Origin of the sequence: Pseudomonas sp. HR1, assembly GCF_030175875.1 — a bacterium.
GTDB classification, from domain to species: Bacteria; Pseudomonadota; Gammaproteobacteria; order Pseudomonadales; family Pseudomonadaceae; genus Chryseomonas; species Chryseomonas oryzihabitans.
On sequence record NZ_JASNRF010000002.1, the window covers coordinates 730,257 to 752,736 of the forward strand.

Annotated in this window: 23 protein-coding genes; 7 read left to right on the forward strand and 16 right to left on the reverse strand. The window is 68.5% G+C overall.

The annotated features are described in order from the left end of the window. Window positions 1-82 precede the first annotated feature (82 nt). A complete protein-coding gene (locus QKY98_RS10650) occupies window positions 83-604 on the forward strand; it encodes a cupin domain-containing protein (RefSeq protein ID WP_027601852.1) in 522 nt (173 codons plus the stop codon). A 306-nt stretch (window positions 605-910) separates the two neighbouring features. On the opposite strand, the gene aroQ is transcribed toward QKY98_RS10650, so the two are convergent. Genes aroQ through QKY98_RS10680 form a run of 6 tightly spaced genes read right to left on the reverse strand, consistent with a single transcriptional unit; the run spans window position 911 to window position 5,219 of the window. After that, window positions 911-1,357 (reverse strand): type II 3-dehydroquinate dehydratase, encoded by a 447-nt coding sequence (gene aroQ, locus QKY98_RS10655; RefSeq protein ID WP_074584253.1) that lies wholly within the window; start codon window positions 1,355-1,357, stop codon window positions 911-913. Between the two features lie 8 nt (window positions 1,358-1,365). After that, window positions 1,366-2,184: a shikimate dehydrogenase gene (gene aroE, locus QKY98_RS10660; RefSeq protein ID WP_284670838.1), complete on the reverse strand. Its 819-nt coding sequence runs from the start codon at window positions 2,182-2,184 to the stop codon at window positions 1,366-1,368. Next, window positions 2,181-3,413 carry a CaiB/BaiF CoA transferase family protein gene (locus QKY98_RS10665; protein ID WP_115946619.1) on the reverse strand — a complete coding sequence of 411 codons (1,233 nt, stop codon included), beginning with the start codon at window positions 3,411-3,413 and terminating at the stop codon, window positions 2,181-2,183. The genes aroE and QKY98_RS10665 overlap by 4 nt, the downstream gene beginning before the upstream one ends. Further along, complete coding sequence (locus QKY98_RS10670) at window positions 3,410-3,868, reverse strand: MaoC family dehydratase (protein ID WP_027601849.1); 459 nt, start codon at window positions 3,866-3,868, stop codon at window positions 3,410-3,412. Before QKY98_RS10670 ends, QKY98_RS10665 begins: the two co-directional genes overlap by 4 nt. Window positions 3,869-3,876: 8 nt before the next feature. Next, entirely contained in the window at window positions 3,877-4,272 is a 396-nt protein-coding gene (locus tag QKY98_RS10675; protein WP_044340777.1) for a VOC family protein, read from the reverse strand. Beyond that, entirely contained in the window at window positions 4,227-5,219 is a 993-nt protein-coding gene (locus tag QKY98_RS10680) for a ketopantoate reductase family protein (protein ID WP_284670839.1), read from the reverse strand. The genes QKY98_RS10675 and QKY98_RS10680 overlap by 46 nt, the downstream gene beginning before the upstream one ends. A gap of 91 nt (window positions 5,220-5,310) precedes the next feature. On the opposite strand from QKY98_RS10680, the gene QKY98_RS10685 reads away from it, so the two are divergent. Further along, complete coding sequence (locus QKY98_RS10685; protein ID WP_077172457.1) at window positions 5,311-6,219, forward strand: LysR family transcriptional regulator; 909 nt, start codon at window positions 5,311-5,313, stop codon at window positions 6,217-6,219. Window positions 6,220-6,285: 66 nt separating this feature from the next. Here QKY98_RS10685 and QKY98_RS10690 read toward each other — a convergent pair whose 3' ends face one another. The 4 genes from QKY98_RS10690 to QKY98_RS10705 form a co-directional block, all read right to left on the reverse strand. Then, complete coding sequence (locus tag QKY98_RS10690) at window positions 6,286-6,732, reverse strand: Hsp20 family protein (RefSeq protein WP_007160292.1); 447 nt, start codon at window positions 6,730-6,732, stop codon at window positions 6,286-6,288. Between the two features lie 130 nt (window positions 6,733-6,862). Beyond that, window positions 6,863-7,021 carry a hypothetical protein gene (locus QKY98_RS10695; protein ID WP_007160293.1) on the reverse strand — a complete coding sequence of 53 codons (159 nt, stop codon included), beginning with the start codon at window positions 7,019-7,021 and terminating at the stop codon, window positions 6,863-6,865. Beyond that, window positions 7,018-7,602 (reverse strand): alpha-ketoglutarate-dependent dioxygenase AlkB family protein, encoded by a 585-nt coding sequence (locus QKY98_RS10700; protein ID WP_077172456.1) that lies wholly within the window; start codon window positions 7,600-7,602, stop codon window positions 7,018-7,020. The genes QKY98_RS10695 and QKY98_RS10700 overlap by 4 nt, the downstream gene beginning before the upstream one ends. 2 nt (window positions 7,603-7,604) lie before the next feature. Continuing rightward, window positions 7,605-7,862 (reverse strand): hypothetical protein, encoded by a 258-nt coding sequence (locus tag QKY98_RS10705; protein ID WP_007160295.1) that lies wholly within the window; start codon window positions 7,860-7,862, stop codon window positions 7,605-7,607. Window positions 7,863-7,967: 105 nt separating this feature from the next. On the opposite strand from QKY98_RS10705, the gene rapA reads away from it, so the two are divergent. Next, the gene (gene rapA, locus QKY98_RS10710) at window positions 7,968-10,802 is read left to right on the forward strand and encodes an RNA polymerase-associated protein RapA (RefSeq protein WP_044340782.1); all 2,835 of its coding nucleotides are present in this window, start codon (window positions 7,968-7,970) and stop codon (window positions 10,800-10,802) included. Between the two features lie 473 nt (window positions 10,803-11,275). Here rapA and dhbA read toward each other — a convergent pair whose 3' ends face one another. The 4 genes from dhbA to QKY98_RS10730 are packed head-to-tail and all read right to left on the reverse strand — an operon-like array spanning window position 11,276 to window position 15,724. Continuing rightward, window positions 11,276-12,031, reverse strand: coding sequence for a 2,3-dihydro-2,3-dihydroxybenzoate dehydrogenase (gene dhbA / locus QKY98_RS10715; RefSeq protein WP_058791613.1), 756 nt, complete (start codon window positions 12,029-12,031; stop codon window positions 11,276-11,278). A gap of 11 nt (window positions 12,032-12,042) precedes the next feature. Beyond that, window positions 12,043-12,906 carry an isochorismatase gene (locus QKY98_RS10720; protein WP_007160298.1) on the reverse strand — a complete coding sequence of 288 codons (864 nt, stop codon included), beginning with the start codon at window positions 12,904-12,906 and terminating at the stop codon, window positions 12,043-12,045. Window positions 12,907-12,914: 8 nt separating this feature from the next. Further along, window positions 12,915-14,540, reverse strand: coding sequence for a (2,3-dihydroxybenzoyl)adenylate synthase (locus QKY98_RS10725; RefSeq protein WP_044340784.1), 1,626 nt, complete (start codon window positions 14,538-14,540; stop codon window positions 12,915-12,917). Beyond that, complete coding sequence (locus QKY98_RS10730) at window positions 14,537-15,724, reverse strand: isochorismate synthase (RefSeq protein ID WP_284670840.1); 1,188 nt, start codon at window positions 15,722-15,724, stop codon at window positions 14,537-14,539. The genes QKY98_RS10725 and QKY98_RS10730 overlap by 4 nt, the downstream gene beginning before the upstream one ends. A gap of 274 nt (window positions 15,725-15,998) precedes the next feature. On the opposite strand from QKY98_RS10730, the gene fepB reads away from it, so the two are divergent. Continuing rightward, window positions 15,999-16,967: a Fe2+-enterobactin ABC transporter substrate-binding protein gene (gene fepB, locus QKY98_RS10735; protein ID WP_284670841.1), complete on the forward strand. Its 969-nt coding sequence runs from the start codon at window positions 15,999-16,001 to the stop codon at window positions 16,965-16,967. Window positions 16,968-17,192: 225 nt separating this feature from the next. Here the strand turns inward: fepB and entS are convergent, their stop codons facing one another. Beyond that, a complete protein-coding gene (gene entS / locus QKY98_RS10740) occupies window positions 17,193-18,422 on the reverse strand; it encodes an enterobactin transporter EntS (RefSeq protein WP_284670842.1) in 1,230 nt (409 codons plus the stop codon). Window positions 18,423-18,548: 126 nt separating this feature from the next. On the opposite strand from entS, the gene fepD reads away from it, so the two are divergent. From fepD to QKY98_RS10755, 3 genes are read left to right on the forward strand one after another with little or no spacing between them, the layout of a single operon-like run. Continuing rightward, window positions 18,549-19,544 carry a Fe(3+)-siderophore ABC transporter permease gene (gene fepD / locus QKY98_RS10745; RefSeq protein ID WP_284670843.1) on the forward strand — a complete coding sequence of 332 codons (996 nt, stop codon included), beginning with the start codon at window positions 18,549-18,551 and terminating at the stop codon, window positions 19,542-19,544. Beyond that, window positions 19,541-20,539, forward strand: coding sequence for an iron-enterobactin ABC transporter permease (fepG, locus tag QKY98_RS10750; protein WP_284670844.1), 999 nt, complete (start codon window positions 19,541-19,543; stop codon window positions 20,537-20,539). The genes fepD and fepG overlap by 4 nt, the downstream gene beginning before the upstream one ends. Continuing rightward, window positions 20,536-21,333 (forward strand): ATP-binding cassette domain-containing protein, encoded by a 798-nt coding sequence (locus tag QKY98_RS10755; RefSeq protein WP_027599916.1) that lies wholly within the window; start codon window positions 20,536-20,538, stop codon window positions 21,331-21,333. The genes fepG and QKY98_RS10755 overlap by 4 nt, the downstream gene beginning before the upstream one ends. Here QKY98_RS10755 and QKY98_RS10760 read toward each other — a convergent pair. Next, on the reverse strand, window positions 21,330-22,460 hold the full coding sequence (locus QKY98_RS10760; protein ID WP_284670845.1) for a M20 family metallopeptidase: 1,131 nt from the start codon (window positions 22,458-22,460) through the stop codon (window positions 21,330-21,332). The two genes, QKY98_RS10755 and QKY98_RS10760, sit on opposite strands and share 4 nt — an antisense overlap. Between the last annotated feature and the right edge of the window lie 20 nt (window positions 22,461-22,480).

A 22,480-nucleotide genomic window follows, 5' to 3' on the forward strand; every position in this document is an offset into this window, starting at 1 on the left:
CCTGCACCGAAAGGGACCTGAGGCGGCAGCGTCCGCCTAACCGGCTAAGCTTGAGCTATTTTCCCGCGAGGCGCAGCACCCCATGCAATCCCGGAAAGATTTCGACAAGATCGTCCACTGGTCCCAGCTCCAGGCGCCCGACGGCCCCGGCTATGCCGACAGTGACGAGCGCTTTTCCCTGGGTGCCGCCTTCGGCCGCCACTTCGGCTTCGCCCGCCTGGGCATCCACCACGAATGGCTGCCACCCGGTCGCCGCACCTCGCGGCCCCATGCCGAGGCCACCGAAGACGAATTCATCTATGTGATCTCGGGCCACCCCACCGCCTGGATCGACGGTCACCTCCAGCGCCTCAAGCCGGGCGACGGGGTGGGTTTCAAGGCGGGGGATGGCGTCGCCCACACCTTCATCAACGAGACCGACGAGCCGGTGGAGTTGCTGGTGGTGGGCGACACCAGCCGGGCGGACAACCGCCTGCACTATCCGCTGCATCCGGAATACACCGCCGGTCTGGGGGACAAGCAGTGGCAGGACTGTCCCAAGCGGGAACTGGGGCCGCATACGGGTGAGGCGATATCGCGCAAAAAGGACGACGAGTGCCCTTGAATCCGTTGCGACTCCCCGCCTCCATCCGCGCCAACGCGGGACTTCTCACCCAGTTGCAATTGGCGCCCGATACCTGCTCCGGCTGTGGCGAGCATCGGCTTGATTCTCATGCCGAGAGAAGCGGTGCCTCCCTACCCTGCTTTATCGCGGCCATGGGCCGCTCCTACAGTGTAGGAGCGGCCCATGGCCGCGATAGCCTGCAGGGCCTCAGCCAACACCTTGGTGCGTGGAAAACGCTGCGCGGTTTTCCACCCCACGAGGGATCTGTGGGAGCGCTCCCTTTCCCTCGGGGTGGGGGGCGGCGGCTCAGGCCCTGCGCGCCTGGGCCGCGCTCACCGCCGCGCGCAGCGCCAGCAGGTAGCTGTCCACGCCGAAGCCGGCGATCTGCCCCAGCACGATCTCGGCGAACACCGAGTGATGGCGAAAGCTCTCCCGCGCATGGATGTTGGACATGTGCAATTCCACCACCGGGACGGTAAGGATCGCCAGGGCGTCGCGGATGCCGTAGCTGTAGTGAGTCCAGGCGCCGGCGTTGATCAGCACCCCGTCGACGCCCTCCTCGTAGCCCTGGTGGATGCGCTCCACCATCGCCCCTTCGTGGTTGCTCTGGAAGGACTCTATTTCCACCCCCAGTTCCGCGCCAAGGGCCGCCAGCCTGGTGTCGATCTCGGCCAGGGTCACGGTGCCGTACTGCACCGGATCGCGCTTGCCGAACATGTTGTGGTTGATACCGTGCAGCATCAGGATCTTCATGGGATCGCTCATGTCAGGGGAAGGGTCAGCCGGTCGATGACCGGCCGGGTCTCGGGGCGCACGCCGCGCCACCAGGCGAAGGCTTCAGCGGCCTGCTCCACCAGCATGCCCACGCCGTCCGCCAGTTGCGCCACGCCCTGTTCCTTAGCCAGGCGCAGGAAGGGCGTCAGCCCCTTGCCATAGGCCAGTTCGTAGGCCAGCGCCGCCTGGGCAAAGACGTCGGCCGGGACTGGTGGCAGCTCACCGACCAGGCTGGCCGAGGTGGCGTTGATCACCAGGTCGAATCTCTCCCCTTGCAGGGCCTCGTAGCTGCTTACACTCAGCAGCGGATGCCCGATCTCCTGGGCGAGCCCTGCGGCCTTCTGCCTATCGCGATTGACCATCACCAGCGCCGCCGGCCCGGCCGCGAGGAAGGGCAACAGGGCGCCGCGGGCCGCGCCCCCGGCGCCCAGCAAGAGCACCCGCTTGCCGGCCAGCGGCTGGCCGAGGTTGACCTCGATGTCGCGCAGCAGGCCGATGCCGTCGAAGTTCTCCGCCAGCACCCGCTCCCCCTCGAACTTCAGCGCATTGGCCGCCTTGGCCAGGCGCGCCCTTTCGCTGGGCTCGGTGGCCAGCTGGAAGGCCTGCAGCTTGAAGGGCGCCGTGACATTCATGCCCCGCCCGCCCTGGGCGCGAAAGCGCTCCACGTCACCGGCAAAATCCTCCAGCGAGCCTTCGATGGCACCGTACTCCAGGTCCTGGCCGCTGGTTGCGGCGAACAGCCCATGGATGAGAGGGGACTTGGTGTGATTGATCGGGCGGCCGATCACCGCGTAGTGGTCGGTCATGCCGGCATCTCTTGGGTGAAGAGCACGCCATCGGCCTGCAGCTGGGCGATCTCGTCCGCGCTGTAGCCCAGGCTCCGGGCCACGGCGGCGTTGTGCTCACCGAGATCCGGCGCCACCTGCTGGATGGTGGTGTCGCAGTCGGAAAAGCGGAATGGCAGATTGGGCATGCGCAGGGTGCCGAAGCGCGGGTGCTGCTGCTCCTGGATCATGCCGCGGGCCTTGATCTGCGGATCCTCGATCACCTCGTCGATGCGCTGCACCTTGGCGCAGGGCACGTCGATCTCGTCGAGCAGCGCCAGCAGCCGGGCGACCGGATTGGCCGCCACCCAGGCCTTGACGATGGGCAGGATAACTTCGCGATGGGCGTTGCGGCCGGTGGAGGTGTGGAAGCGCAGGTCACTGCCGAAACCCGGCTGGCCAGCGTCCTGTTCGACCAGGGCGGCGAAGCGCTTCCAGGAGTCGTCCACCTGGGCGGCGATGACCAGGTCGCCGTCCTGGGCGCGGAATACGCCATAGAGGGTCGAGGTGGGCATGTCGTGACCGGTCTGCTGCGGCAGGATCTCGCCGCCGGACAGGGTGTAGCACTGCACCGCGTACTCGTGCATGGACACCAGGGTGTCATACAGCGCCATGTCGATGTGCTGGCCGCGGCCGCTGGTGACCCGGCCGAGCAGCGCCGCGTTGATGGCGGCCACCGCGTGGGCGCCGGTGTACATGTCGCCCAGGGAGATGCGCAGCAATGGTGGAGCCTCGCCCGGCGTGCCGACCATCTGCATGATGCCGCTCTTGGCCTCGGCGATCAGGCCGAAGCCGGCGCGATGGGCGTCGGGCCCGGTGTGGCCGTAGGCGGAAATCGAGCAGTACACCAGTCGCGGATTGCGCGCGGACAACTCCTGATAACCCAGGCCGAGCCTGTCCAGGGCGCCGGGCCGGTAGTTCTCGATGAAGACGTCGGCACTGTCGCAGAGCTGCTGCATGAAGGCCTTGCCGCGCGGGTCCTTCATGTTGACGCTGACGCCCTGCTTGCCCATGTTGAGTTGCAGGAAGTAGCCGCTCTGCTGGTCGTCGAGGACGAAGGCGTGCTGGCGCCCGGCATCGCCGCTGCCGGGACGTTCCACCTTGATGACCTCGGCGCCCAGCGCCGCCAGGCAGCGCCCCACATAGGGACCAGCGAGGAAGTGGCTGTAGTCGATGACCCTCAGGCCTTGCAGCGGCAGTGGCTGACTCATAGGGCGCCCTCCCGCCGCGGCACCATCAGGCGGTGCTCGCCGCGCTGGACCACCTCGCCCTTCTGGTTGATCAGCTCGGACGGCAGCACCACGATGCCCCAGCCCGGCTTGCTCTTGCTGGGTCTCATGGACCCGACGCGCATTTTCACGTGCAATTCGTCGCCGACGCGGATCGGCAGGAGGAAGTCCCAGGTCCAGCCCAGCGACATCCCCGGCAGGAAGCGATAGTCGCACTGGGTCTTGAGACCGTCGGCGATGGACAGCCCCATCAGGCCATGGGCGACCAGGCCGCCGAAGTGGCTGGCATTGGCATAGGCCTCATCGACGTGGACCGGGGTGTGGTCACCGGTCAGGTCGGCATAGGCCAGGATGCGTTCCTTGGTGACCAGGTAGCTCGGGGTGATCGCCTCGTCGCCTTCGCGGGCGTCCTCGAAATATTTTTCTTGTACGGTCATGGTCGCTGTCACTCGGTTTGACGGGCGTTGACGGCCAGGGCGTCGTGCACGGCGCGGGCCGGCACGGCCTGGATGAATTCCAGCGCCAGGCCATCGGGCAGGCGCAGCCAGTTGTAGCCCTGGGGCAGTTGCTCCACACCCTCGAAACGCCGGGCGGCGGCCAGGGCGGCGTCGAGGTCCTCGCACATCAGCCCCAGGTGGCCCAGGCGCCCCTCGGGGCCGGCGAAATCCGGCTTGCTCATGAATTGCATACCGCCCAGGGTCCAGTACTGGGTGGGCTGCTCGACCGTGCCCTGCACCTCGCGCAGGGTCATGCCGAACACCTCGTGGAAGAAGCGGATATGCCAGTGGATGTCTTTCACCCAGATGGCCACGTGTTCCAGGTAGGCCTTGGGAATGCTAATGATGTGGCGTCCTCTTGTTGTCGATCGGCCAGGGCGCGCTCGATGCCCTTGATGCAGGCGACCAGCGTGGCGTTGACCGGGGTCGGTACGCGGTACTGCTGGCCGAGCCGCACCACCGCGCCGTTGATGAAGTCGATTTCGGTGATGGAGCCCCTCTGCAGGCTCTGCAGCATGGAGGTCTTGAACGACGGCGCCAGCCCTTCGCGGGCCAGTTGCCAGGCGGCATCCGGTTCCTGCAGCCCCAGCTCGACCCCGGCGGCGCGGGCCACCGCGATGGCCTCGGCGACCGCCTGCAAGGCGGTGTCGCGCAAGAGCGGCTCGCTATAGAGCTGGCCGTAGGTGAGCTGGGTGATGCCGGTGAGGGCCCCGGTGGCGACGTTGACCTGCAGCTTGTCCCACAGGGTGCCGCGGATGTTGGCGCTGACCGTGGTGGCGAGGCCCGCGCCGGCAAAGGCCTCGGCGACCGCTTGCACCCGCGGGGTGAGCTGGCCGTCGAGTTCGCCGATGAGGGTCTGCTTGCCGGCCACCCCGCTGCGGATCCGCCCCGGGCCGAGCAGCACCCCGCCGACATAGGTCTTGCCGGCGATCACCCGCTCCGGGCCGACGATCTCGGCCAGCAGCTCTTCGTGGCCGAGGCCGTTCTGCAGCGACAGCACCAGGGTCTCGGGACCGACCAGCGCCAGCGCCTGGCGCATGGCCTCGGCCGTGGCGAAGGACTTGACCAGCACCACCACCAGGTCGACCACCCCGACCGTCTCGGCGCTCATCGCCGCCCGTACCTGGACCCGGCGACGGCCCTCGGCGGTCTCGATGTCCAGGCCGTCACGGGCGACCGCCGCGATATGGGCATTGGGCCGATTGAGCAGCCAGGCCTCGTGCCCCGCCTCGCTCAGCCAGGCGCCAAAGGTGCTGCCCAGGGCGCCGGCCCCGAGGATGCAGATTTTCATGGATCGGGCTCCTTGTTTTCGCCCTACCCTAGGCCCGCGTCTGCTATTGAGCTATACAAAGAGTCCAATTTGCCCATCAGGAATGCTGATAATGCTGCCGACGGACGGCCTGCCCGAACCCAAGCTGCTGATGCTGTTCGAGGTGCTCTATCGCACCGGCAGCGTGACCCGGGCCGCCGAACAGCTGGGTCAGAGCCAGCCCACCATCAGCCTCTGGCTGGGCAAGTTGCGCCAGCAGCTGCGCGATCCGCTGTTCGTGCGCACGCCTGGCGGCATGAAGCCCACGCCCCAGGCCGAGGCCCTGATCACCCCCTGTCGCGAGGTGCTCGAATCCCTGCGCCGGCTGGTGGCCTGGGAAGTCGCCTTCGAGCCCGCCACCGCCCAGCGGCTGTTTCGCCTCTGCCTGAGCGATGCCAGCCACATCACCCTGCTGCCGCGGATCCTGGCGCAGTTGCGCGAGATGGCGCCCGGGGTTCGGCTGGAGATCGCGCGGATCGACGGCAATACCGAGCAGGCTCTGGAGATCGGCGAGGCGGACCTGGCGATCGGCTTCATTCCCTGGCTGGGCGGCAGCCTCTATCAGCAACTGCTGTTTCCCCAGGACTGGGTCTGCCTGGTCAGCGCCCGCCATCCGCGCCTCGGCGAGCAGCTGACGGCCACGGCCTATGCCGAGGAGGGCCACGTGCTGGTCAGTGCCGGCACCGGGCAGAAGCTGCTGGAAGCGGGTCTGGTACGCGCCGGGATGCAGCGCCGCATCGTGCTGGAGCTACCGGGCTTTCTGGGCGTCGGCGCGGTGGTCGGCACCTCGGACCTCATCGTCACCCTGCCGCGGCATATCGGCACCACCCTGGCGGAGACCTATGGCCTCAGGGTCCACGAATGCCCGGTACCGATCGAAGGCTTCGCGGTCAGGCAGCACTGGCACGCGCGCTATCACCAGGACGCCGGCAACCGCTGGTTGCGCGGGGTGCTGCTGGAGCTCTTCGGCCAGGGCCGCTAGCGCCGGGGCCGCAAACGAAAAAGCCCCAGCACGGGGCTGGGGCTTTTAGGCAGGACGCCTGGACGATCAGTTGTCCAGAGCCGGGCGCTGGCCGGCGATGGCGATGCGCTTGGGCTTGGCTTCTTCCGGGATCACGCGCACCAGTTCGATGCTCAGCAGGCCGTGCTTGAGATCGGCACCCTTCACCTCGATATGGTCGGCGAGGCGGAAGGACAGCTTGAAGGCGCGCTGGGCGATGCCCTGATGCAGGAAGGTCACGCTCTCGGCGCTGTTTTCGCGCCGGCCACCCTTGACGGTGAGCACGCCACGCTCGACTTCGATCTCCAGGTCATCTTCCTGGAGGCCGGCGGCGGCGATCACGATGCGATACTGGTCGTCACCGTGCTTCTCGACGTTGTAGGGCGGATAGGAGCTGCCAGCGTCGTTGCGCAGAGCGGATTCGAACAGGTCGTTGAACCGGTCGAAGCCGACGGAATGACGGAACAGCGGGGCCAGGGACAGTACGTTGCTCATGGTGAATCTCCTGATAGGTTCAGCAAGTTTCGGTGTTGCCTGCGGGACCCGACTTCGGCATCCCGCATGAACCTAGATAGGAATCCCCCACAAAATTTCAAGGGCGAATCCCGACGAACGGTAGTGCCCGCTATTTCTTCTTCGGCTTGCGCTTTTTCTTCTTGGCGGCGGTCAGCGGCAGCGCCTGCTCGAAGGCCGAGCGCACCTCCTGCAGCCGGCGCTCCTTGAGGTCGTGGATGCGCTTGCCGCGCTCGGTGGTGAAGTCGATGAGATTGCTGTCGTCGCTCATGTCGCTATCCGGCGAAAGGTGAGATTCAGCCGCAACTCGCTGGCTTTGCGGGTCTTGGCGATCTGGTGCTGCCAATGATGCTGGGTCGCGCCGGCCATGACCAGCAGGCTGCCGTGACCCAGTTCCAGGGAATGGCCGATGCGGCTGGTGCCCTTGCGGCGGAAGTCGAAGCGCCGGGCGGCGCCCAGGTTGAGCGAGGCGATCAGCGGATTGGTGCCGAGACTGGCCTCGTCGTCGCTGTGCCAGCCCATGGAATCCTGGCCGTCGCGGTAACGGTTGAGCAGCACGCCATTGAAGGCCTGGCCGCAGGCCGCCTCGACGGCTTCACGGATGAGTTGCAACAGCGGCGTCCAGGGCAAGGCGGCGTGATCCAGGCCGGCGTAGCCGTAGACCACCCCGGGGTCGGCATACCAGGCGACCTGTCGCGGCACCGGGTGCCAGCGGCCGAACACCCGCACCTGCGGCTGGCTCCAGGGGATTTCGGCGTCCAGCTGCTGCAGCCAGGCATCGGCTCGTTCCGGGGATAGCCAGTGCGGGTGGAAGGCCAGCTCGGCGTCGTCCAGCTCCAGGCGCTCGAGCATGGCTAGACCCGCAGATCCACCTGGGCGCCCACCTGCTCCGGCTCTTCCAGGGCCTGGGCACGTTCGGCGCCGAGGCCCTGGCGCAGGGCTTCGCGCTGCCGGCGGCGGCGGCGCGCCTCGCGATCCAGGGTCGCTTCGTCCTCCAGCGGGGCGTGCGCCGTTTCGGCAGGTGCCGTCACCGGCGCGACCACGGGGCGCACGGGCGCCGGATCCAGCTGGTTGGGTGGGGTCACGCCCAGGGGCGGAACGATGGGGATCATGACGGGGACCTCGAATTCGCGGACTGCGGCAAAGAGCGCGTTAGGCTTCTGACTCCGCTTTCGCTAAAATAGCCGGCTTTTTGATAGCTGGGGAGAAGCTTCCACATGGCGTCGCATCAACCGGGACAACGCTGGATCAGTGACAGTGAGGCCGAACTGGGCCTGGGAACCATCCTGGCCCTGGACGGCCGCCTGCTCACGGTGCTCTATCCAGCCACCGGTGAGACGCGCCAGTATGCCCAGCGCAACGCCCCGCTGACCCGGGTGCGCTTCGCCCCGGGCGACGAGGTGACCCATTTCGAGGGCTGGAAGCTCACCGTGCGCGAGGTCTCCGAAGAGGACGGCCTGCTGACGTACCACGGCTTCACCGCCGAGCGCGAGGCACGCAGCGTGCCCGAGGCCCAGCTGTCGAACTTCATCCAGTTCCGCCTGGCCAGCGACCGCCTGTTCGCCGGGCAGATCGATCCCCTGCCCTGGTTCGGTCTGCGCTATCACACCCACGAGCACCGCAACCGCCTCCTGCAGTCCAGCCTCTGGGGCCTTGGCGGTACCCGCGCCCAGCCGATCCCGCACCAGCTGCACATCGCCCGCAGCGTGGCCGACCGGGTCGCGCCGCGCGTCCTGCTGGCCGACGAAGTGGGCCTGGGCAAGACCATCGAGGCCGGCCTGGTGATCCATCGCCAGCTGCTCAGCGGTCGCGCCAGCCGCGTGCTGATCCTGGTCCCGGAAAATCTCCAGCACCAGTGGCTGGTGGAGATGCGCCGCCGCTTCAACCTGGAAGTGGCGCTGTTCGACGCCGAGCGCTTCATGGCCAGCGAAGAGGGCAACCCCTTCGAGGACGCCCAGCTCGCCCTGGTCTCCCTGGACTGGCTGGTGCGTGACGAAAAGGCCCAGGATGCCGCCTTCGCCGCCGGCTGGGACCTGTTGGTGGTCGATGAAGCCCACCACCTGGTCTGGCACCCCGAGGGCGCCAGCCGCGAATACAGCCTGGTCGAGCAACTGGGCGAGGTCATCCCGGGCGTGCTGCTGCTGACCGCGACGCCCGAGCAACTGGGCCAGGACAGCCACTTCGCCCGCCTGCGCCTGCTCGATCCCAGCCGCTTCCACGACTTCGCCGCCTTCCAGCAGGAGTCCCAGCACTATCGCCCGGTGGCCGAAGCCGTGCAGGAACTGCTCGACGCCGGCGCCCTCAGCCCGGCCGCCCAGGACGCCATCGGCGGTTTCCTCGGCCAGGAAGGCGAGACCCTGCTGAACGCTGCCGCCGCCGGCGATGCCGAGGCCCGCGCGCGCCTGGTGCGCGAGCTGCTGGATCGCCACGGCACCGGCCGCGTGCTGTTCCGCAACACCCGCGCCGCGGTCAAGGGTTTCCCCGAGCGCGAGCTGCACGCCCACGCCCTGCCCTTCCCGGATGCCTACCTGGACGAGGGCGTCATGCCCGGCCAGTCGCTGCAGCCGGAAACCGAATTCGCCCCGGAAGACGACAACGACCGCTGGTGGCGCCACGACGGCCGCGTCGAGTGGCTGATCGACACCCTCAAGGCGCTCAAGCCGCACAAGGTGCTGGTCATCTGCGCGCGCATGGAAACCGCCCTGGACCTGGAAGACGCCCTGCGCCTGAAGTCCGGCATCCCGGCCACGGTGTTCCACGAGGGCATGAGCATCCTCGAGCGCGACCGCGCCGCCGCCTACTTCGCCGACGAGGAATTCGGCGCCCAGGTGCTGATCTGCTCCGAGATCGGCAGTGAAGGCCGCAACTTCCAGTTCGCCCACCACCTGGTGCTGTTCGACCTGCCGGCCCACCCGGACCTGCTGGAGCAGCGCATCGGCCGTCTCGACCGGATCGGCCAGCGCCACACCATCCAGCTGCACGTGCCCTACCTCGAAGGCAGCCGCCAGGAGCGTCAGTTCCAGTGGTACCACCAGGCGCTGAACGCCTTCCTGGCCACCTCGCCGACCGGCAGCGCCCTGCAGGCGCGCTTCGCCAGCGAGCTCGACGAGCAGCTGGCCGGTGGCGACGACGCCACCTGGCAGGCCTTGCTGGAACAGGGCGCCCAGGCGCGCGCTGCCCTGGAAGCCGAGCTGCACAATGGCCGTGACCGCCTGCTGGAACTCAACTCCTCCGGCGCCGGTGCCGGCGAGCAACTGGTCGAGGACATCCTCGAGCAGGACGACCAATTCGCCCTGCCGATGTACATGGAAGAGCTGTTCAACGCCTTCGGCATCGACAGCGAAGATCATTCCGACAACGCCCTGATTCTCAAGCCCAGCGAGAAGATGCTCGACGCCGGCTTCCCCCTGGGCGACGACGAAGGCGTGACCATCACCTACGACCGCAACGTGGCCCTGGTCCGCGAAGACATGCAATTCCTGACCTGGGAGCATCCCATGGCCCAGGGCGGCATGGACCTGGTGCTGTCGGGCTCCATGGGCAACACCGCCGTGGCGCTGATCAAGAACAAGGCGCTCAAGCCGGGCACTGTCCTGCTGGAGCTGATCTACATCAGCGAGGCGGTGGCGCCGCGCGCCCTGCAACTGGGCCGCTACCTGCCGCCGCTGGCGATCCGCTGCCTGCTGGACGCCAACGGCAACGACCTGGCTGCCCGGGTGGCCTTCGAGACCCTCAACGATCAGCTGGAAAGCGTGCCGCGCACCAGTGCCAACAAGTTCGTCCAGGCCCAGCGCGACTCCCTGGCCAAGCTGATCGGCGGTGGCGAAGGCAAAGCTCTGCCCCGTCACGAGGAACGCGTGGCCAAGGCCCGCCAGGCCTACCTGTCGGGCATGGACGAAGAGATCGCCCGCCTGGAAGCCCTGCGCGCGGTCAATTCCAGCGTCCGCCAGGACGAGATCGACCGCCTGCGCCAGCAACGCGAAGAAGGCCTGACCTACCTGGACAAGGCCTCGCTGCGCCTGGAAGCGATCCGGGTGCTGGTGGCGGGTTGAGTGGAGGGCTTCGTTAGCGAAGCTCTTCAGCAATACCAATCGCGGCCATGGCGGTCCGCCGATGCGGCCGCTCCTACAGGTTGAGCACAGACTGTAGGAGCGGCCCATGGCCGCGATGCGTTTCATGACAATACCCTGGGCTTCGCTATCGCTCAGACCAACCTGGCTACTCTCCCGCCGCCAGCGGTCGAGCCCCGGTTCACCGCCGTATCTTTGAGTCCGTAGCGTGGAAAACGGCGCAGCCTTTTCCACTGGGCGTCGAAGCCAGGGCCGCCCTCACCCCAACCCTCTCCCGAGGGGAGAGGGGGCTATCCGAGCAGGCGTTCAGCTTCTTCTGCCCCGGCAAGCTCGGGATCGGTCGCGAGGCAAGCCGTAGGTTGGGTTGAGACAGCCGCATCGTCGAAGCCCAACAGGCGGAGTCGAACCCGCCGTGTTGGGCTTCGCTGGCGCTCAACCCAACCGACGAAAACCTCTCACGCCGCCAGGGTCGCGCCGCCGTCCACCACGATGTCCTGCATGGTGATATGGCTGGCCAGGTCCGAGGCGAGGAACAGCACGGTGTTGGCGATCTCGTCGGGCTGGGCGATCTTGCGCAGCGGGATGCCCAGCTTGAAGTCTTCCGGCAGGCCGTCCACCAGGCGTTGATAGCCCTCCGGCGAACCGAGCATGCCGGCCAGCATGGGGGTCGCCGTGGAGCCCGGCGAGACCACGTTGCAGCGCACGCCCGACCCGGCCAGTTCCAGGGCCACGCAGTGGCTCAGGGACACCAGCGCCGCCTTGGAGGTGCAGTAGCCGGCCATCTGCAGGCGCGGCACGTGGGCGGCGTTGGAGGCGATGTTGACGATGGCGCCCCGGCCCTGGGCCTTGAACAGCGGCACCAGCTGGCGGAACAGATAGAAGGGTCCGGAGACGTTGACGTCCAGCAGCGCCTGCCAGTCGTCCAGGCTCAGGCTGTCGCTGGTGCCCAGGCGCAGCACGCCGGCGCCATTGACCAGCACGTCCAGGCGGCGCTCTTCCGCCAGCAGCGCCTGGCAGACGTCCTCCACCTGGGCCGCGTCGGCGACGTCCAGTAGCTGGGTGCGGAACGGATAGCTGCCCTCGGCGAATTGCCGGTCGAGGCCGATCACCTCGGCGCCCGCCGCCTGGAAGCGCCGCGCTACCTGCAGCCCGATGCCCTGCCCTGCGCCGGTCACCCAGACGCGCTTGCCGGTGAAATCCAGTTGCGTCATCAGCAGATTCCTCAGGCGCGCGCGCGCAGCAGGTCCAGCCAGCCCTGCAGGGTCGGCTGGGCGGCGAGATCGGCGAAGGTCACCGGCAGACCGCGCTTCTGCCACTCGCCCACCAGGGTCATGACCTGCACCGAGTCCAGGCCGAAATCGGTGAGGTTATCGTCCAGCGCCGGTGCTTCATCATCGGCGTCCAGCAGCGGCTGGACCTGGGCGCGCAGCCAGGCTTCATCGAGCACGGCCGCACCCGCGCCGGTGACCTGGGCGGTACTCAGGGTGCTGCCGCAGCGGGTCGCCACGTAGCGCAGCGCCATGCGGTGCTCTTCCTCGCTGAAGTCGGCCACGGCGTCGCCGATCAGGAAGGCCTGGATATCCCTCATGAAGGCATCGGTGCAGGTGGTCAGGCAGCCGATATGGGCATAGACGCCGCAGACGATCAGCTGATCGCGCCGCCATTCGGTCATCAGGTCCTGCAGATTGGAACGGTGGAAGGCGCTGTAGCGCCACTTGGTCAGCACCACGTCGTCAGCCTTGGGCGCCAGCGCGTCCACCACCTGCTGCAGCGCGGGATCGGCCTGGGTCAGGCCCGGGCCCCACATGTCGTTGAGCAGGGCGCGATCGGCCGGCGGCTGGTCGGTGGGCTGGGCGGTATAGACCACCGGCACGCCCTGGGCATCGGCCCAGGCGCGCAGGGCGGCGATGTTGGCCACCACCTGATCGATCAGCGGGCTGTCGTCGCCATAGAATTCGACGAAATAGCGCTGCATGTCGTGGATCAGCAGCACGGCGCGATCGGCCACGGGCGTCCAGTCCACCTTGTTGGCGGGAAAGCCGTCGGGCTGGGGCAAGGGATAGGAGGCAAGACGGGGAATAGCCATGGGAAACCTTAGGGACGCTCGGTGGATGGGGTCTGCAGCTGCTCGCGCAGGCGGCGCTTGTCGATCTTGCCGACGGCGGTGAGCGGCAGCTGGTCAAGGAACTGGAAACGGTCGGGCAGCTTGTACTCGGCCACGCCCTGCTCGCGCAGGTAGCGGCGCAGCGCCACCGGCTTGAGTGCCGGATCGCTCACCACCAGGCAGGCGCAGCTCTTCTCGCCCATCAAGTCGTCGGCGATGGCGACCAGGGCCGCGTGGGTGATGCCGGGATGGCGCAGCAGCAGGCCCTCGATCTCGGCGGCGGCGATCTTTTCACCGCCGCGGTTGATCTGGTCCTTCACCCGCCCGACCACCTTGAGGTAGCCGGCGGCATCGCGCTGGACCACGTCGCCGGAGAAGTAGAAGCCCTCGGCGTCGAACACCTGGGCGTTGTGCTCGGGGCTGCGGTAGTAGCCGCGGAAGGTGTAGGGGCCACGGGTGGACAGCAGGCCGGGCTCGCCGTCGGGCACGGGATTGCCGTCCTCGTCGGTGATGCGCACCTCGTCATCCGGGCTCATGGGCCGGCCCTGGGTGGTGAAGATGCGCTCGGGTTCGTCGTCGAGGCGGGTGTAGTTGACCAGGCCTTCGGCCATGCCGAACACCTGCTGCAACTGGCAGCCCAGCTCCTCGGGCACGCGGCGCGCCTGGGCCTCGGCGAAGCTGGCACCGCCCACCTGCACCACCCGCAGGCTGGCGAGTCGCGCGCGCTGCTCGGGTGCGGCCGCGGCCTGCAGCCAGAGCGCCACCGCCGGGGGTACCAGGGCCACCCAGTCCACCTGATGGCGTTCGATCAGCGCGAAGCAGCGCAGCGGCTCGGGATCGCGGGCCATGACCACGCAGCCACCGGCGATGAAGACGCCCAGCGCGCCGGGCGAGCTGAGGGTGTAGTTATGGCCCGCCGGCAGCGCGCAGAGAAAGCGCGTCGCCGGGCTCAGGCGGCAGATCTCGACGCTGCGTCTGAGGCTGTAGTAGTAGTCGTTGTGGGTGCGCGGGATCAGCTTGGGCGTGCCAGTGCTGCCCCCGGATAGCTGGAAGAAGGCCACCTCGCCACCGGCGGTGGGCGTCAGCTGAAAACCGTCCAGCGGGGTATCCAGGCGCTGCTGGAGGCTGCGCGCGTCGTCGGCGCCGTCCAGCAGTACCTCGCCGAGGCCCGGCGCCACGTCGCGCAACTCGGCGAGGAAGTTGTCGTCGCGGAACAGGTTGTGCTCGCTGGAGGCGATCAGCAACCGGGGCTGGATCTGCTGCGCATAGGCGAGCAACTCCAGCTTCTGGTGGCTGAACAGCGCATTGACCGGGGCGATGCCGGCCTTGAGCAGGGCAAAGAACACCACGTAGAACTCGGCCACGTTGGGCAGCTGCACCAGGGCCGTGTCGTGGCGGCGCAGCCCGGCGGCCTGCAGGTGGGCGGCCAGGCGACTGGAGCGCTCGTCCAGCTCGGCATAGCTCAGCTGCCGCTCGCCGCAGAGGATCGCCGGCGCGTCCGGCAGGGCCGCGCGGCTGCGCGCCAGGATCTCGGTCATCGGCAGGTCGAGCCAGTAACCCAGGGCGCGATAGCGCGCCGCCAGGTCGTCCGGCCAGGGGGTGAATTCCAGACTCACGTGGGGTTCTCCTCGTCGAGCAAACCACAGGCGGCACGCATGGTGCCCAGTTTGGCGGTGACCTCGGCCCACTCCGCCGCAGGGTCGGAGGCTTCGACGATGCCGGCGCCGGCGAACAGCCGCAGCCAGTCGCCCTGCACCGTGCCGCAGCGGATGGTGACCACCCACTCGCCGTTGCCCTGGGCATCGCACCAGCCGACCATGCCGGTGAACAGGCCGCGGTCGAAGGGCTCGATGCGCTGGATCAGCTGGCGCGCCGCGGCCGTGGGAAAGCCGCACACCGCCGGGGTCGGATGCAGGCGGCAGGCGAGTTGCAGCGCCGAGGTGCGGCTGTCGGCCAGCTCGCCGTCGATGGCGGTGGACAGGTGCCACATGGCGTTGGTGCTGAGCAGCGAGGGGCCTTCGGGTACGTCCAGCCGGCTGCACAGCGGCGCCAGCTGCTCACGGATGTCCTCGATCACCAGACGATGTTCGTAGTGGTCCTTGCTGGACTCCAGCAACTCGCGGGCGACGCGCTGGTCTTCCTGCGGATCGGCGCGGCGCCTGGCCGAACCGGCCAGGGGATTGGTATGGACCTGGGCACCCTGTTTGCGCACCAGCAACTCGGGGCTGACCCCGACCAGCTCGCCGCCCTCGGCGGTGGGGATGCGGAATTGATAGCCGGTAGGATTCTGCCGCGTCAGATTGGCGAGGATGGTCTCCACGTCGGCAGGCTCGGCCAGGCGGATCTCCTGGATGCGCGACAGCACCGCCTTGCTCAGCTCGCCACGGCGGAAGGCCTCGATGGCCTCCTCCACCGCCAGGCAGAAGCCGTCCGCGCTGGGCAGGTTGCGCACCTCGCGCACCTGCGCCGGGGCAACCCCTGCGCTGCTGACCGGCGCCGGGCGCGCAGTCCAGGCATGCTCCCGAGGCACATAGAGGCAGGAGGGCCTGGTGGTATCGAAGGGAATGGCGCCCATGATCACCGGCTCGGCGATGCCGGCCTGGCGGGCACGGGCGAAGGCTTCATCCACGGCGTGCAGGAACAGGCTGTCCCGGTGCGCGCCGCCACTGGCCGGTGTCTCGACCCGGGCACAGATGCCCCGCCCCTGCAGGACGCGATCACCCGACTGGAACAGGAATGCGGCCTGTTCCCGACGATCGGCAGCGATTCCGCCGACCACCTCAGCCCTCTTGCTCGTCATTTCGATGGACCTCTACACGAATGATAATGCTTATCAATAAGCAGAAGCTAAAGGTTGCCTGCCGGAAAGTCAATTCGTTAGGGACCGAACGATCTCGCCGAATGGCCAGCAACCCTTTGAAATCTCTGGTGAATCTCCACTGGGCAGAGCGCCGGCGGGTACCGGATCCACGGCTCCTGCCCTGGCCCTGTCGGCTACGGGAAAGGAACGACTTGCTGCCCAGGGGGTGGTTCTTTGAAAATGAGAGTGATTATCTTACAACTGGAAGGCGTCCATGTTCAGCTTGTTGTCAGTGTTTCGCATTCTCACCACTCTGGCGGTCGCCACCCTGATCCTGGGCGGCCCCGCTCAGGCGGCGGACTGGCCGCGGCAGATCAACGCCGACGGCAGCCAGGTGACCCTGCCCGCCAAGCCGCAACGCATCGTCTCCACCAGCGTCACCCTTACCGGTTCCCTGCTCGCCATCGGCGCGCCGGTGGTGGCCAGCGGCGCCACCTCGCCCAACAACAGATTCGCCGATGACCAGGGCTTCCTGCGCCAGTGGGGCGCGGTCGCCAGGCAGCGCGACGTGAAGCGGCTGTATATCGGCGAGGCCAATGCCGAAGCCGTGGCCGCCGAGGCGCCGGACCTGATCCTGGTCAGCGCCGCCGGCAACGACTCGGCGCTGCGGCTGGTCGAGCAACTCAAGGCCATCGCCCCGGTGCTGGTGGTGGGTTACGACAATCGCAGCTGGCAACAGGTGGTGGAACTGCTCGGCCGGGCCACCGGCCGCGAGGACGCCGCCCGCAAGGTGGTCGGCGACTTCGACCGGCGCGTCGCCGATCTCAAGGCGCGCCTGCAGCTGCCGCCGCAACCGGTATCCGCCTTCGTCTACAACCCGGCGACGCGCCAGGCCAATCTCTGGACCGCCGCCTCCTCCCAGGGCCAGTTGCTGGAAAGCCTGGGCTTCACCCTGGCGAAACTGCCGGCGGGGCTGGAGACCGGCCATAGCCAGGGGCAGCGCCACGACATCCTGCAGCTCGCCGGTGAGAACGTCGCCACCGGTCTCACGGGCCAGACCTTTTTGCTGTTCGCCGCGGACGCCAAGGAAGCCGAGGCGGTACGCAGCAATCCGCTCCTGGCGCACCTGCCGGCGGTCAAGGACAACCGCGTGGAAGCCCTGGGCGCCGAGACCTTCCGTCTCGACCCCTACAGCGCCAACCTGCTGCTGGATCGCCTGGAGCAGCGCTACGCCAAGCCCTGAGCAGAACAGTTACTGTGAGGTTTTCTAGGCGAGGAGTCTGATAGCGGCCATGGCGGTTCGCCGATGCGGCCGCTCCTACAAGACATCGGTGTTTTGGTGATCGCGGCCATGGGCCGCTCCTACAGGTGCCGGCTAGCCTGTAGGAGCGGCCCATGGCCGCGATCGGTCTTGTCCACTGCTGATCGCCGTATGCACCCGTTAGAAACGCCGTGGCGGTTTTACACGCTAGGCGCCCAGGCTTTCCGCCCGGCGCAGGCCTCGGGCCAGCGCCCAGCAAAGGGCTGCCACCGCGGTGGCGACCAGACCGAAGACGCAAGCTGCCTGCGCCGGCAGCAGCAGGCTGGCCAGACCGCCGAACAGCGCTGCGCCGATGGCCTCGCCGCCGATGTTCTGCGCCGTCCACAACGCATTGATCCGCCCCAGCAGGCGATCCGGCGTCAGGCGCTGGATCAGCGCGTACTGCACCAGGGAATTGAGCGCACCCAGGTAGCCGAACAGCACCAGGCACAGCGCCGACAGCCAGAAGCCGGGCAGCAGCGCGAACACCGCCACCGCGAGAAAGGTCGCCACCGCGGTCATCAGCAGGGTACGCCCCGGGCGTGGCGCCTGGTTCAGTCGACCACTGGTGAGGGCGCCGATGGCCGCGCCCAGGGGCGCGGCGGCATAGAGCCAGCCCAGGTGTCCGGTATCCAGCCCCCAGTCCTCCCCCAGCGACGGATAGAGCACCCGCACCGCGTTGGCCATGGTGACCAGGGCGCCGACCAGGGCGACTGCGCCCAGCAGGCGATTCTCGAACAGGAAGGCGATGCCGCCGCCCAGGGCCTGCCAGGGCGTCTCGCGTGGCTGTTCCGGCGGAGGCAACGGCGGCAGGCGCAAGAGCACCAGCAGGGTGATGAGGGTACCGCCGGCGGTCAGGCCGTAGTTCCAGGCCACGCCACTCTGGGCGATCAGCAGGGTGCCCAGCGGCGGGGCGACGATGGCCGCCACCCGCACGCTGAGCATGTTCAGGGCGCCGGCCTGCACCATGGATTCGCGCCCGACCAGGATCGGCGTGACCGCCAGCAGCGCGGTCACGCCCAGGGCGCCAAAGAAGCCGTCCCACAGCGCCAGCAGGTAGATGGCGGTCAGCGACGGCTCGGGCAGGCTGGCGTTGACCGCCAGGCCGATGAAGCCCAGGCCGCAGATGGAACGCGCGGCCAGGATCAGTTGGCGCCGCTCCAGGCGGTCGGCCAGCACCCCACCGGTGAGCAGGCCGACGAACATGCCGATACCGGCCATGCTCAGCGCCAGGCCCACCTTGAGCGGCGAGTCGGTCAGCGCCTGGACCTGGATGGGGATGGCCACGGCCAGGAGGCCGAGGGACAGCACGGAGACCAGGCGGGCGATGAACAGGGTGCGAAAGGCGGCATGGGACCTGAGCAGGCCGAAGTCGAGCAGGAAGGACGTCTTGGACATGAATCACCGGAAAAACACAGGGGACGCTATCGAGCCGCCGGGGCAAGGCTGTTAGCATGTAATACAGACTATCATGTGTTAATACGCCTTGTTCTCATCCACTCCCCTCCCCGTCGGTCGCCGCGGATGACCCCGCGCCGCCTCCTCATCCTCGGCTGCGCCGCTGTCCTGCTGCTCCTGGTGATGGCTGCCAGCCTGGCGCTCGGCGCCACCGCCATCCCGCTGGCCGATGTCTGGCAGGCGCTGGGCCAGGGCTGCAGCGAGCCGGCCTGCCTGATCGTGCGCGAGGCGCGGCTGCCACGCACCCTCGCCGGGCTGCTCGCCGGAGCGGCGCTGGGCGTGGCCGGCACCCTGATGCAGGCGCTGACGCGCAATCCCCTCGCCGACCCGGGCATCCTCGGCGTCAATGCCGGAGCCAGTTTCGCCGTGGTGCTGGGCATTGCCCTGTTCGGCGCCAGCGGTCCCGAGCAGTACCTGGGCTTCGCCTTCGGCGGCGCCCTGCTGGCCAGCCTGGTGGTGCTGCTGGCCGGCATCGCCGGTGGCGGCGGCTTCAACCCCATGCGCCTGGTGCTGGTCGGGGTGGCCCTGGGCGCCATGCTCGAAGGCGTCAGCTCGGGCATCGCCCTGCTCGATCCCCAGGTCTACGATCAGCTGAGATTCTGGCAATTCGGCTCCCTGGACGTCCGTCAGCTCGATCTCTTGCGCAGCGCCAGCCTGCCGGTGCTGGGCGGGGTGTTCATCGCCCTACTGCTGGCGCCAGCCTTGAACGCCCTGAGCCTGGGTAGCGATCTGGCCGTGGCCCTCGGCACCCGGGTCCGCCAGACCCAGTTGCTCGGCCTGCTGGCCATCACCCTGCTCTGCGGGGCCGCTGCCGCGGCGGTCGGCCCCATCGCCTTCGTCGGCCTGATGGTGCCGCACCTGGGTCGCTGGGCCATCGGCGAAGACCATCGCTGGCTGCTGCCCTTCGTCCTGCTGTTCACCCCCAGCTTGCTGCTGACGGCCGATATCGTCGGCCGCCTGCTGGTGACCAACGAGTTGCGCGTCTCGGTGGTGACCGCCTTCCTCGGCGCGCCGCTGCTGATCTGGCTGGCGCGCTGTCAGCGCCAGGGAGGCCGGGCATGAACCGTCCCGGTCGCCTGCGCCTGCCCGGCGTGCTGCTCACCCTGCTCGGCGGCGCCCTGTTGCTCGCCCTGTTCGCCCTGGGCAGCGGCAGCCTGTCCCTGAGTCCCGCCCAGGTGCTGGCCGCCCTGCTCGGCGAGGCGCCGCGCGGCATCGAACTGGTGGTCACCCAGTGGCGCCTGCCGCGGGTGGCCCTGGCCCTGCTGATCGGCGCCGCCCTGGGCCTGAGCGGGGCGCTGTTCCAGTCACTGCTGCGCAATCCCCTCGGCAGCCCGGACATCATGGGTTTCAACACCGGTGCCTACAGCGGCGTGCTGGTCGCCTTGGTGCTGTTCCAGGCCAGCATCCTCTGGAGCACCACCGCCGCCCTGATCGGCGGCCTGCTCAGCGCGGCGCTGGTCTATGCCCTGACCTGGCGCGGCAGCGGCGTGGATACCCTCAGACTCATCATCGTCGGCATCGGCGTGCGCGCCCTGTTGATGGCGCTCAACACCTGGCTGATCGTCCATGCCTCCCTGGAAGCCGCCTTCAGCGCCGGCCTGTGGAGCGCCGGCTCGCTCAACGGTATCACCTGGGCCAAGGCCTGGCCGGCGGTGGTCTTCATCCTGCTGGCAGGTGTAGCCAGCCTGGCGCTGAGTCGCCGGCTGTTCCTGCTGGAGATGGGCGATGACACCGCCTGCGCCCTGGGCGTGCCGGTGGAGCGCACGCGGCTGTCGCTGCTGGGCCTGGGCGTGGTGCTCACCGCCGCCGGCACCGCGGTAGCCGGACCGATCTCCTTCATCGCCCTGGCCGCTCCGCAGATCGCCCGCCGCCTGACCGGCACCCAGCGCCTGGCGCTGCCCGCCGCCGCCCTCACCGGCGCGGTCCTGTTGCTGGGCGCGGATCTCATCGCCCAGCGCCTGTTCCTGCCCTATGTCCTGCCGGTCGGCCTGGTCACGGTGAGCCTGGGTGGGCTCTACCTGATCGGCCTGCTCATCTGGGAGTCCCGCCGCTCATGAACGACGCCCCCGCTTCGCGCCTGCACGCCGAGCGCCTGACCCTGGGCTACGGCCGCAAGCTGATCGCCGAAGACCTGTCGCTGACCATCCCCGATGGCGAGCTGACGGTCATCATCGGCCCCAACGGCTGCGGCAAGTCGACCCTGCTGCGCACCCTAAGCCGGCTGCTGGCGCCCAGCCAGGGTCAGGTCTGGCTGGACGGCCAAGCGATCCAGAGCTATCGCACCAAGGAGGTGGCCCGCCGCCTGGGCCTGCTGCCACAGAGCTCCCAGGCCCCGGGCGACATCTCGGTGCGCGACCTGGTGGCCCGCGGACGCTATCCGCACCAGACGCTGTTCGGCGGCGTGCGCGCCGACGACGAGCGCGCGGTGACCCACGCCATGCAGGCCACCGGTGTCTTCGAACTGGCCGATCGGGCGGTGGACACCCTTTCCGGTGGCCAGCGCCAGCGGGTCTGGATCGCCATGGCCCTGGCCCAGGAAACCCCGCTGCTGCTGCTCGACGAGCCCACCACCTGGCTCGACATCACCCACCAGATCGACCTGCTGGAATTGCTGGAAGACCTCAATCGCCAGCAGGGCCACACCCTGGTGATGGTGCTGCACGACCTCAACCACGCCTGTCGCTACGCCACCCACCTGGTGGCCATGCGCGACGGCAAGGTGCTGGCCACCGGCCGCCCGCGCGACGTCATCACCCCCGCGCTGATCAAGGCGGTCTACGACCTGGACTGCCTGATCATCGACGACCCCGTGGCCGGCACCCCCATGGTGGTACCCCTGGCGCGGCGCTAGCGTCCGGCGAGCATCCAGTCCCGGAGCAACTGCCCGTAGAGCTCGGTGCCCTCCTCCAGGCGTTGCAGCTCGCAGTATTCGTCCACCTTGTGCGCCATGCTCGGTTCGCCCGGCCCCAGGATCAGGGTGGGCGGATCGTTCAGCGCGGGCAGCAGCACGGCGGCATCGGTGAAATAAGGCACCACGCTGGCGGGCAGCGCCCCGCCGTGCAGGGTGGCGCAACGGTCGAAGACCTGCCGCACCCAGGCGTCGCTCCTGTCGGCACAGACCCCGGGCAGATCCACCAGGACCTCCAGCTCCAGATCGCTGCCCAGATGCTCGGCCAGACGCCGCTGGATGTCGGCATGCGCCAGGTTCGGTGCGGTCCGCAGATCGAGGGTGAAGGCTGCACGATCCGGCACCGAGTTGATGTTCAGCCCACCGCTGACGGTCCCCACGTTGAGCGTGGGTTGGCGCATGAGCGGATGCGGCGGGCCGACGGCGAAGGTGCGCGCCTGGCCAATGGCCTCGGCCAGGCGGTAGATGGCGTTTTCCCCCTCCTCGGGCATGGCGCCGTGGGCCGTGCGGCCATGGGCGGTGCAGCGGAGCCAGAAGGCGCCCTTGTGCCCCAGCACCGGCCGATTGGCGGTGGGTTCGCCCACCAGCAGCGCGCCCAGCTCGCCAAGCAGGTGCGGCGCGTCCCGGCACAGCGCCCGGGCGCCGTCGCAGCCGGTTTCCTCACCGCCGGTGAGCAGCAGCCGGACGCCAGGCCCCTGGGCGATGACCTCGCGATTGCGCTGGCAGGCGACGATGAAGGCGGCGATGCCCGCCTTCATGTCGCTGGCGCCGCGGCCATAGAGGCGCCCTTCGGCCACTTCGCCGGCAAAGGGCCCGTGGCGCCAGGTGCCATTGCCCAGGGGCACCACGTCCAGGTGCCCGGTAAAGCCCAGCGGCTTGCCGGCCCCGCGCCCCGGTAGCCAGGCCACCAGGTTGCAACGTCGTTCGCCGAAATGCTGCAACTCGCAGTGGAAGCCCGCCTCGCGGAGCGTCGTGACCAGGAACTGCGCACAGGCTTCTTCATCGCCCGGCGGATTGAGCGTGGGAAACCCCAGCAGCGCTCGGGTCAGGGCCAAAGGATCGTCGAGCATTGGGGATCTCCAGTCGGACT

Coding starts and splice junctions, on each gene's coding strand:
- QKY98_RS10665 (WP_115946619.1), bottom strand. CDS start 3,413: ATGAGTCAGCCACTGCCGCTGCAAGGCCTGAGGGTCATCGACTACAGC.
- QKY98_RS10685 (WP_077172457.1), top strand. CDS start 5,311: ATGCTGCCGACGGACGGCCTGCCCGAACCCAAGCTGCTGATGCTGTTC.
- entS (WP_284670842.1), bottom strand. CDS start 18,422: ATGTCCAAGACGTCCTTCCTGCTCGACTTCGGCCTGCTCAGGTCCCAT.
- QKY98_RS10705 (WP_007160295.1), bottom strand. CDS start 7,862: ATGATCCCCATCGTTCCGCCCCTGGGCGTGACCCCACCCAACCAGCTG.
- aroQ (WP_074584253.1), bottom strand. CDS start 1,357: ATGAAGATCCTGATGCTGCACGGTATCAACCACAACATGTTCGGCAAG.
- fepB (WP_284670841.1), top strand. CDS start 15,999: ATGTTCAGCTTGTTGTCAGTGTTTCGCATTCTCACCACTCTGGCGGTC.
- QKY98_RS10690 (WP_007160292.1), bottom strand. CDS start 6,732: ATGAGCAACGTACTGTCCCTGGCCCCGCTGTTCCGTCATTCCGTCGGC.
- QKY98_RS10760 (WP_284670845.1), bottom strand. CDS start 22,460: ATGCTCGACGATCCTTTGGCCCTGACCCGAGCGCTGCTGGGGTTTCCC.
- fepD (WP_284670843.1), top strand. CDS start 18,549: ATGACCCCGCGCCGCCTCCTCATCCTCGGCTGCGCCGCTGTCCTGCTG.
- QKY98_RS10700 (WP_077172456.1), bottom strand. CDS start 7,602: ATGCTCGAGCGCCTGGAGCTGGACGACGCCGAGCTGGCCTTCCACCCG.
- QKY98_RS10680 (WP_284670839.1), bottom strand. CDS start 5,219: ATGAAAATCTGCATCCTCGGGGCCGGCGCCCTGGGCAGCACCTTTGGC.
- dhbA (WP_058791613.1), bottom strand. CDS start 12,031: ATGACGCAACTGGATTTCACCGGCAAGCGCGTCTGGGTGACCGGCGCA.
- aroE (WP_284670838.1), bottom strand. CDS start 2,184: ATGACCGACCACTACGCGGTGATCGGCCGCCCGATCAATCACACCAAG.
- fepG (WP_284670844.1), top strand. CDS start 19,541: ATGAACCGTCCCGGTCGCCTGCGCCTGCCCGGCGTGCTGCTCACCCTG.
- QKY98_RS10720 (WP_007160298.1), bottom strand. CDS start 12,906: ATGGCTATTCCCCGTCTTGCCTCCTATCCCTTGCCCCAGCCCGACGGC.
- QKY98_RS10730 (WP_284670840.1), bottom strand. CDS start 15,724: ATGACGAGCAAGAGGGCTGAGGTGGTCGGCGGAATCGCTGCCGATCGT.
- QKY98_RS10650 (WP_027601852.1), top strand. CDS start 83: ATGCAATCCCGGAAAGATTTCGACAAGATCGTCCACTGGTCCCAGCTC.
- rapA (WP_044340782.1), top strand. CDS start 7,968: ATGGCGTCGCATCAACCGGGACAACGCTGGATCAGTGACAGTGAGGCC.
- QKY98_RS10695 (WP_007160293.1), bottom strand. CDS start 7,021: ATGAGCGACGACAGCAATCTCATCGACTTCACCACCGAGCGCGGCAAG.
- QKY98_RS10755 (WP_027599916.1), top strand. CDS start 20,536: ATGAACGACGCCCCCGCTTCGCGCCTGCACGCCGAGCGCCTGACCCTG.
- QKY98_RS10670 (WP_027601849.1), bottom strand. CDS start 3,868: ATGACCGTACAAGAAAAATATTTCGAGGACGCCCGCGAAGGCGACGAG.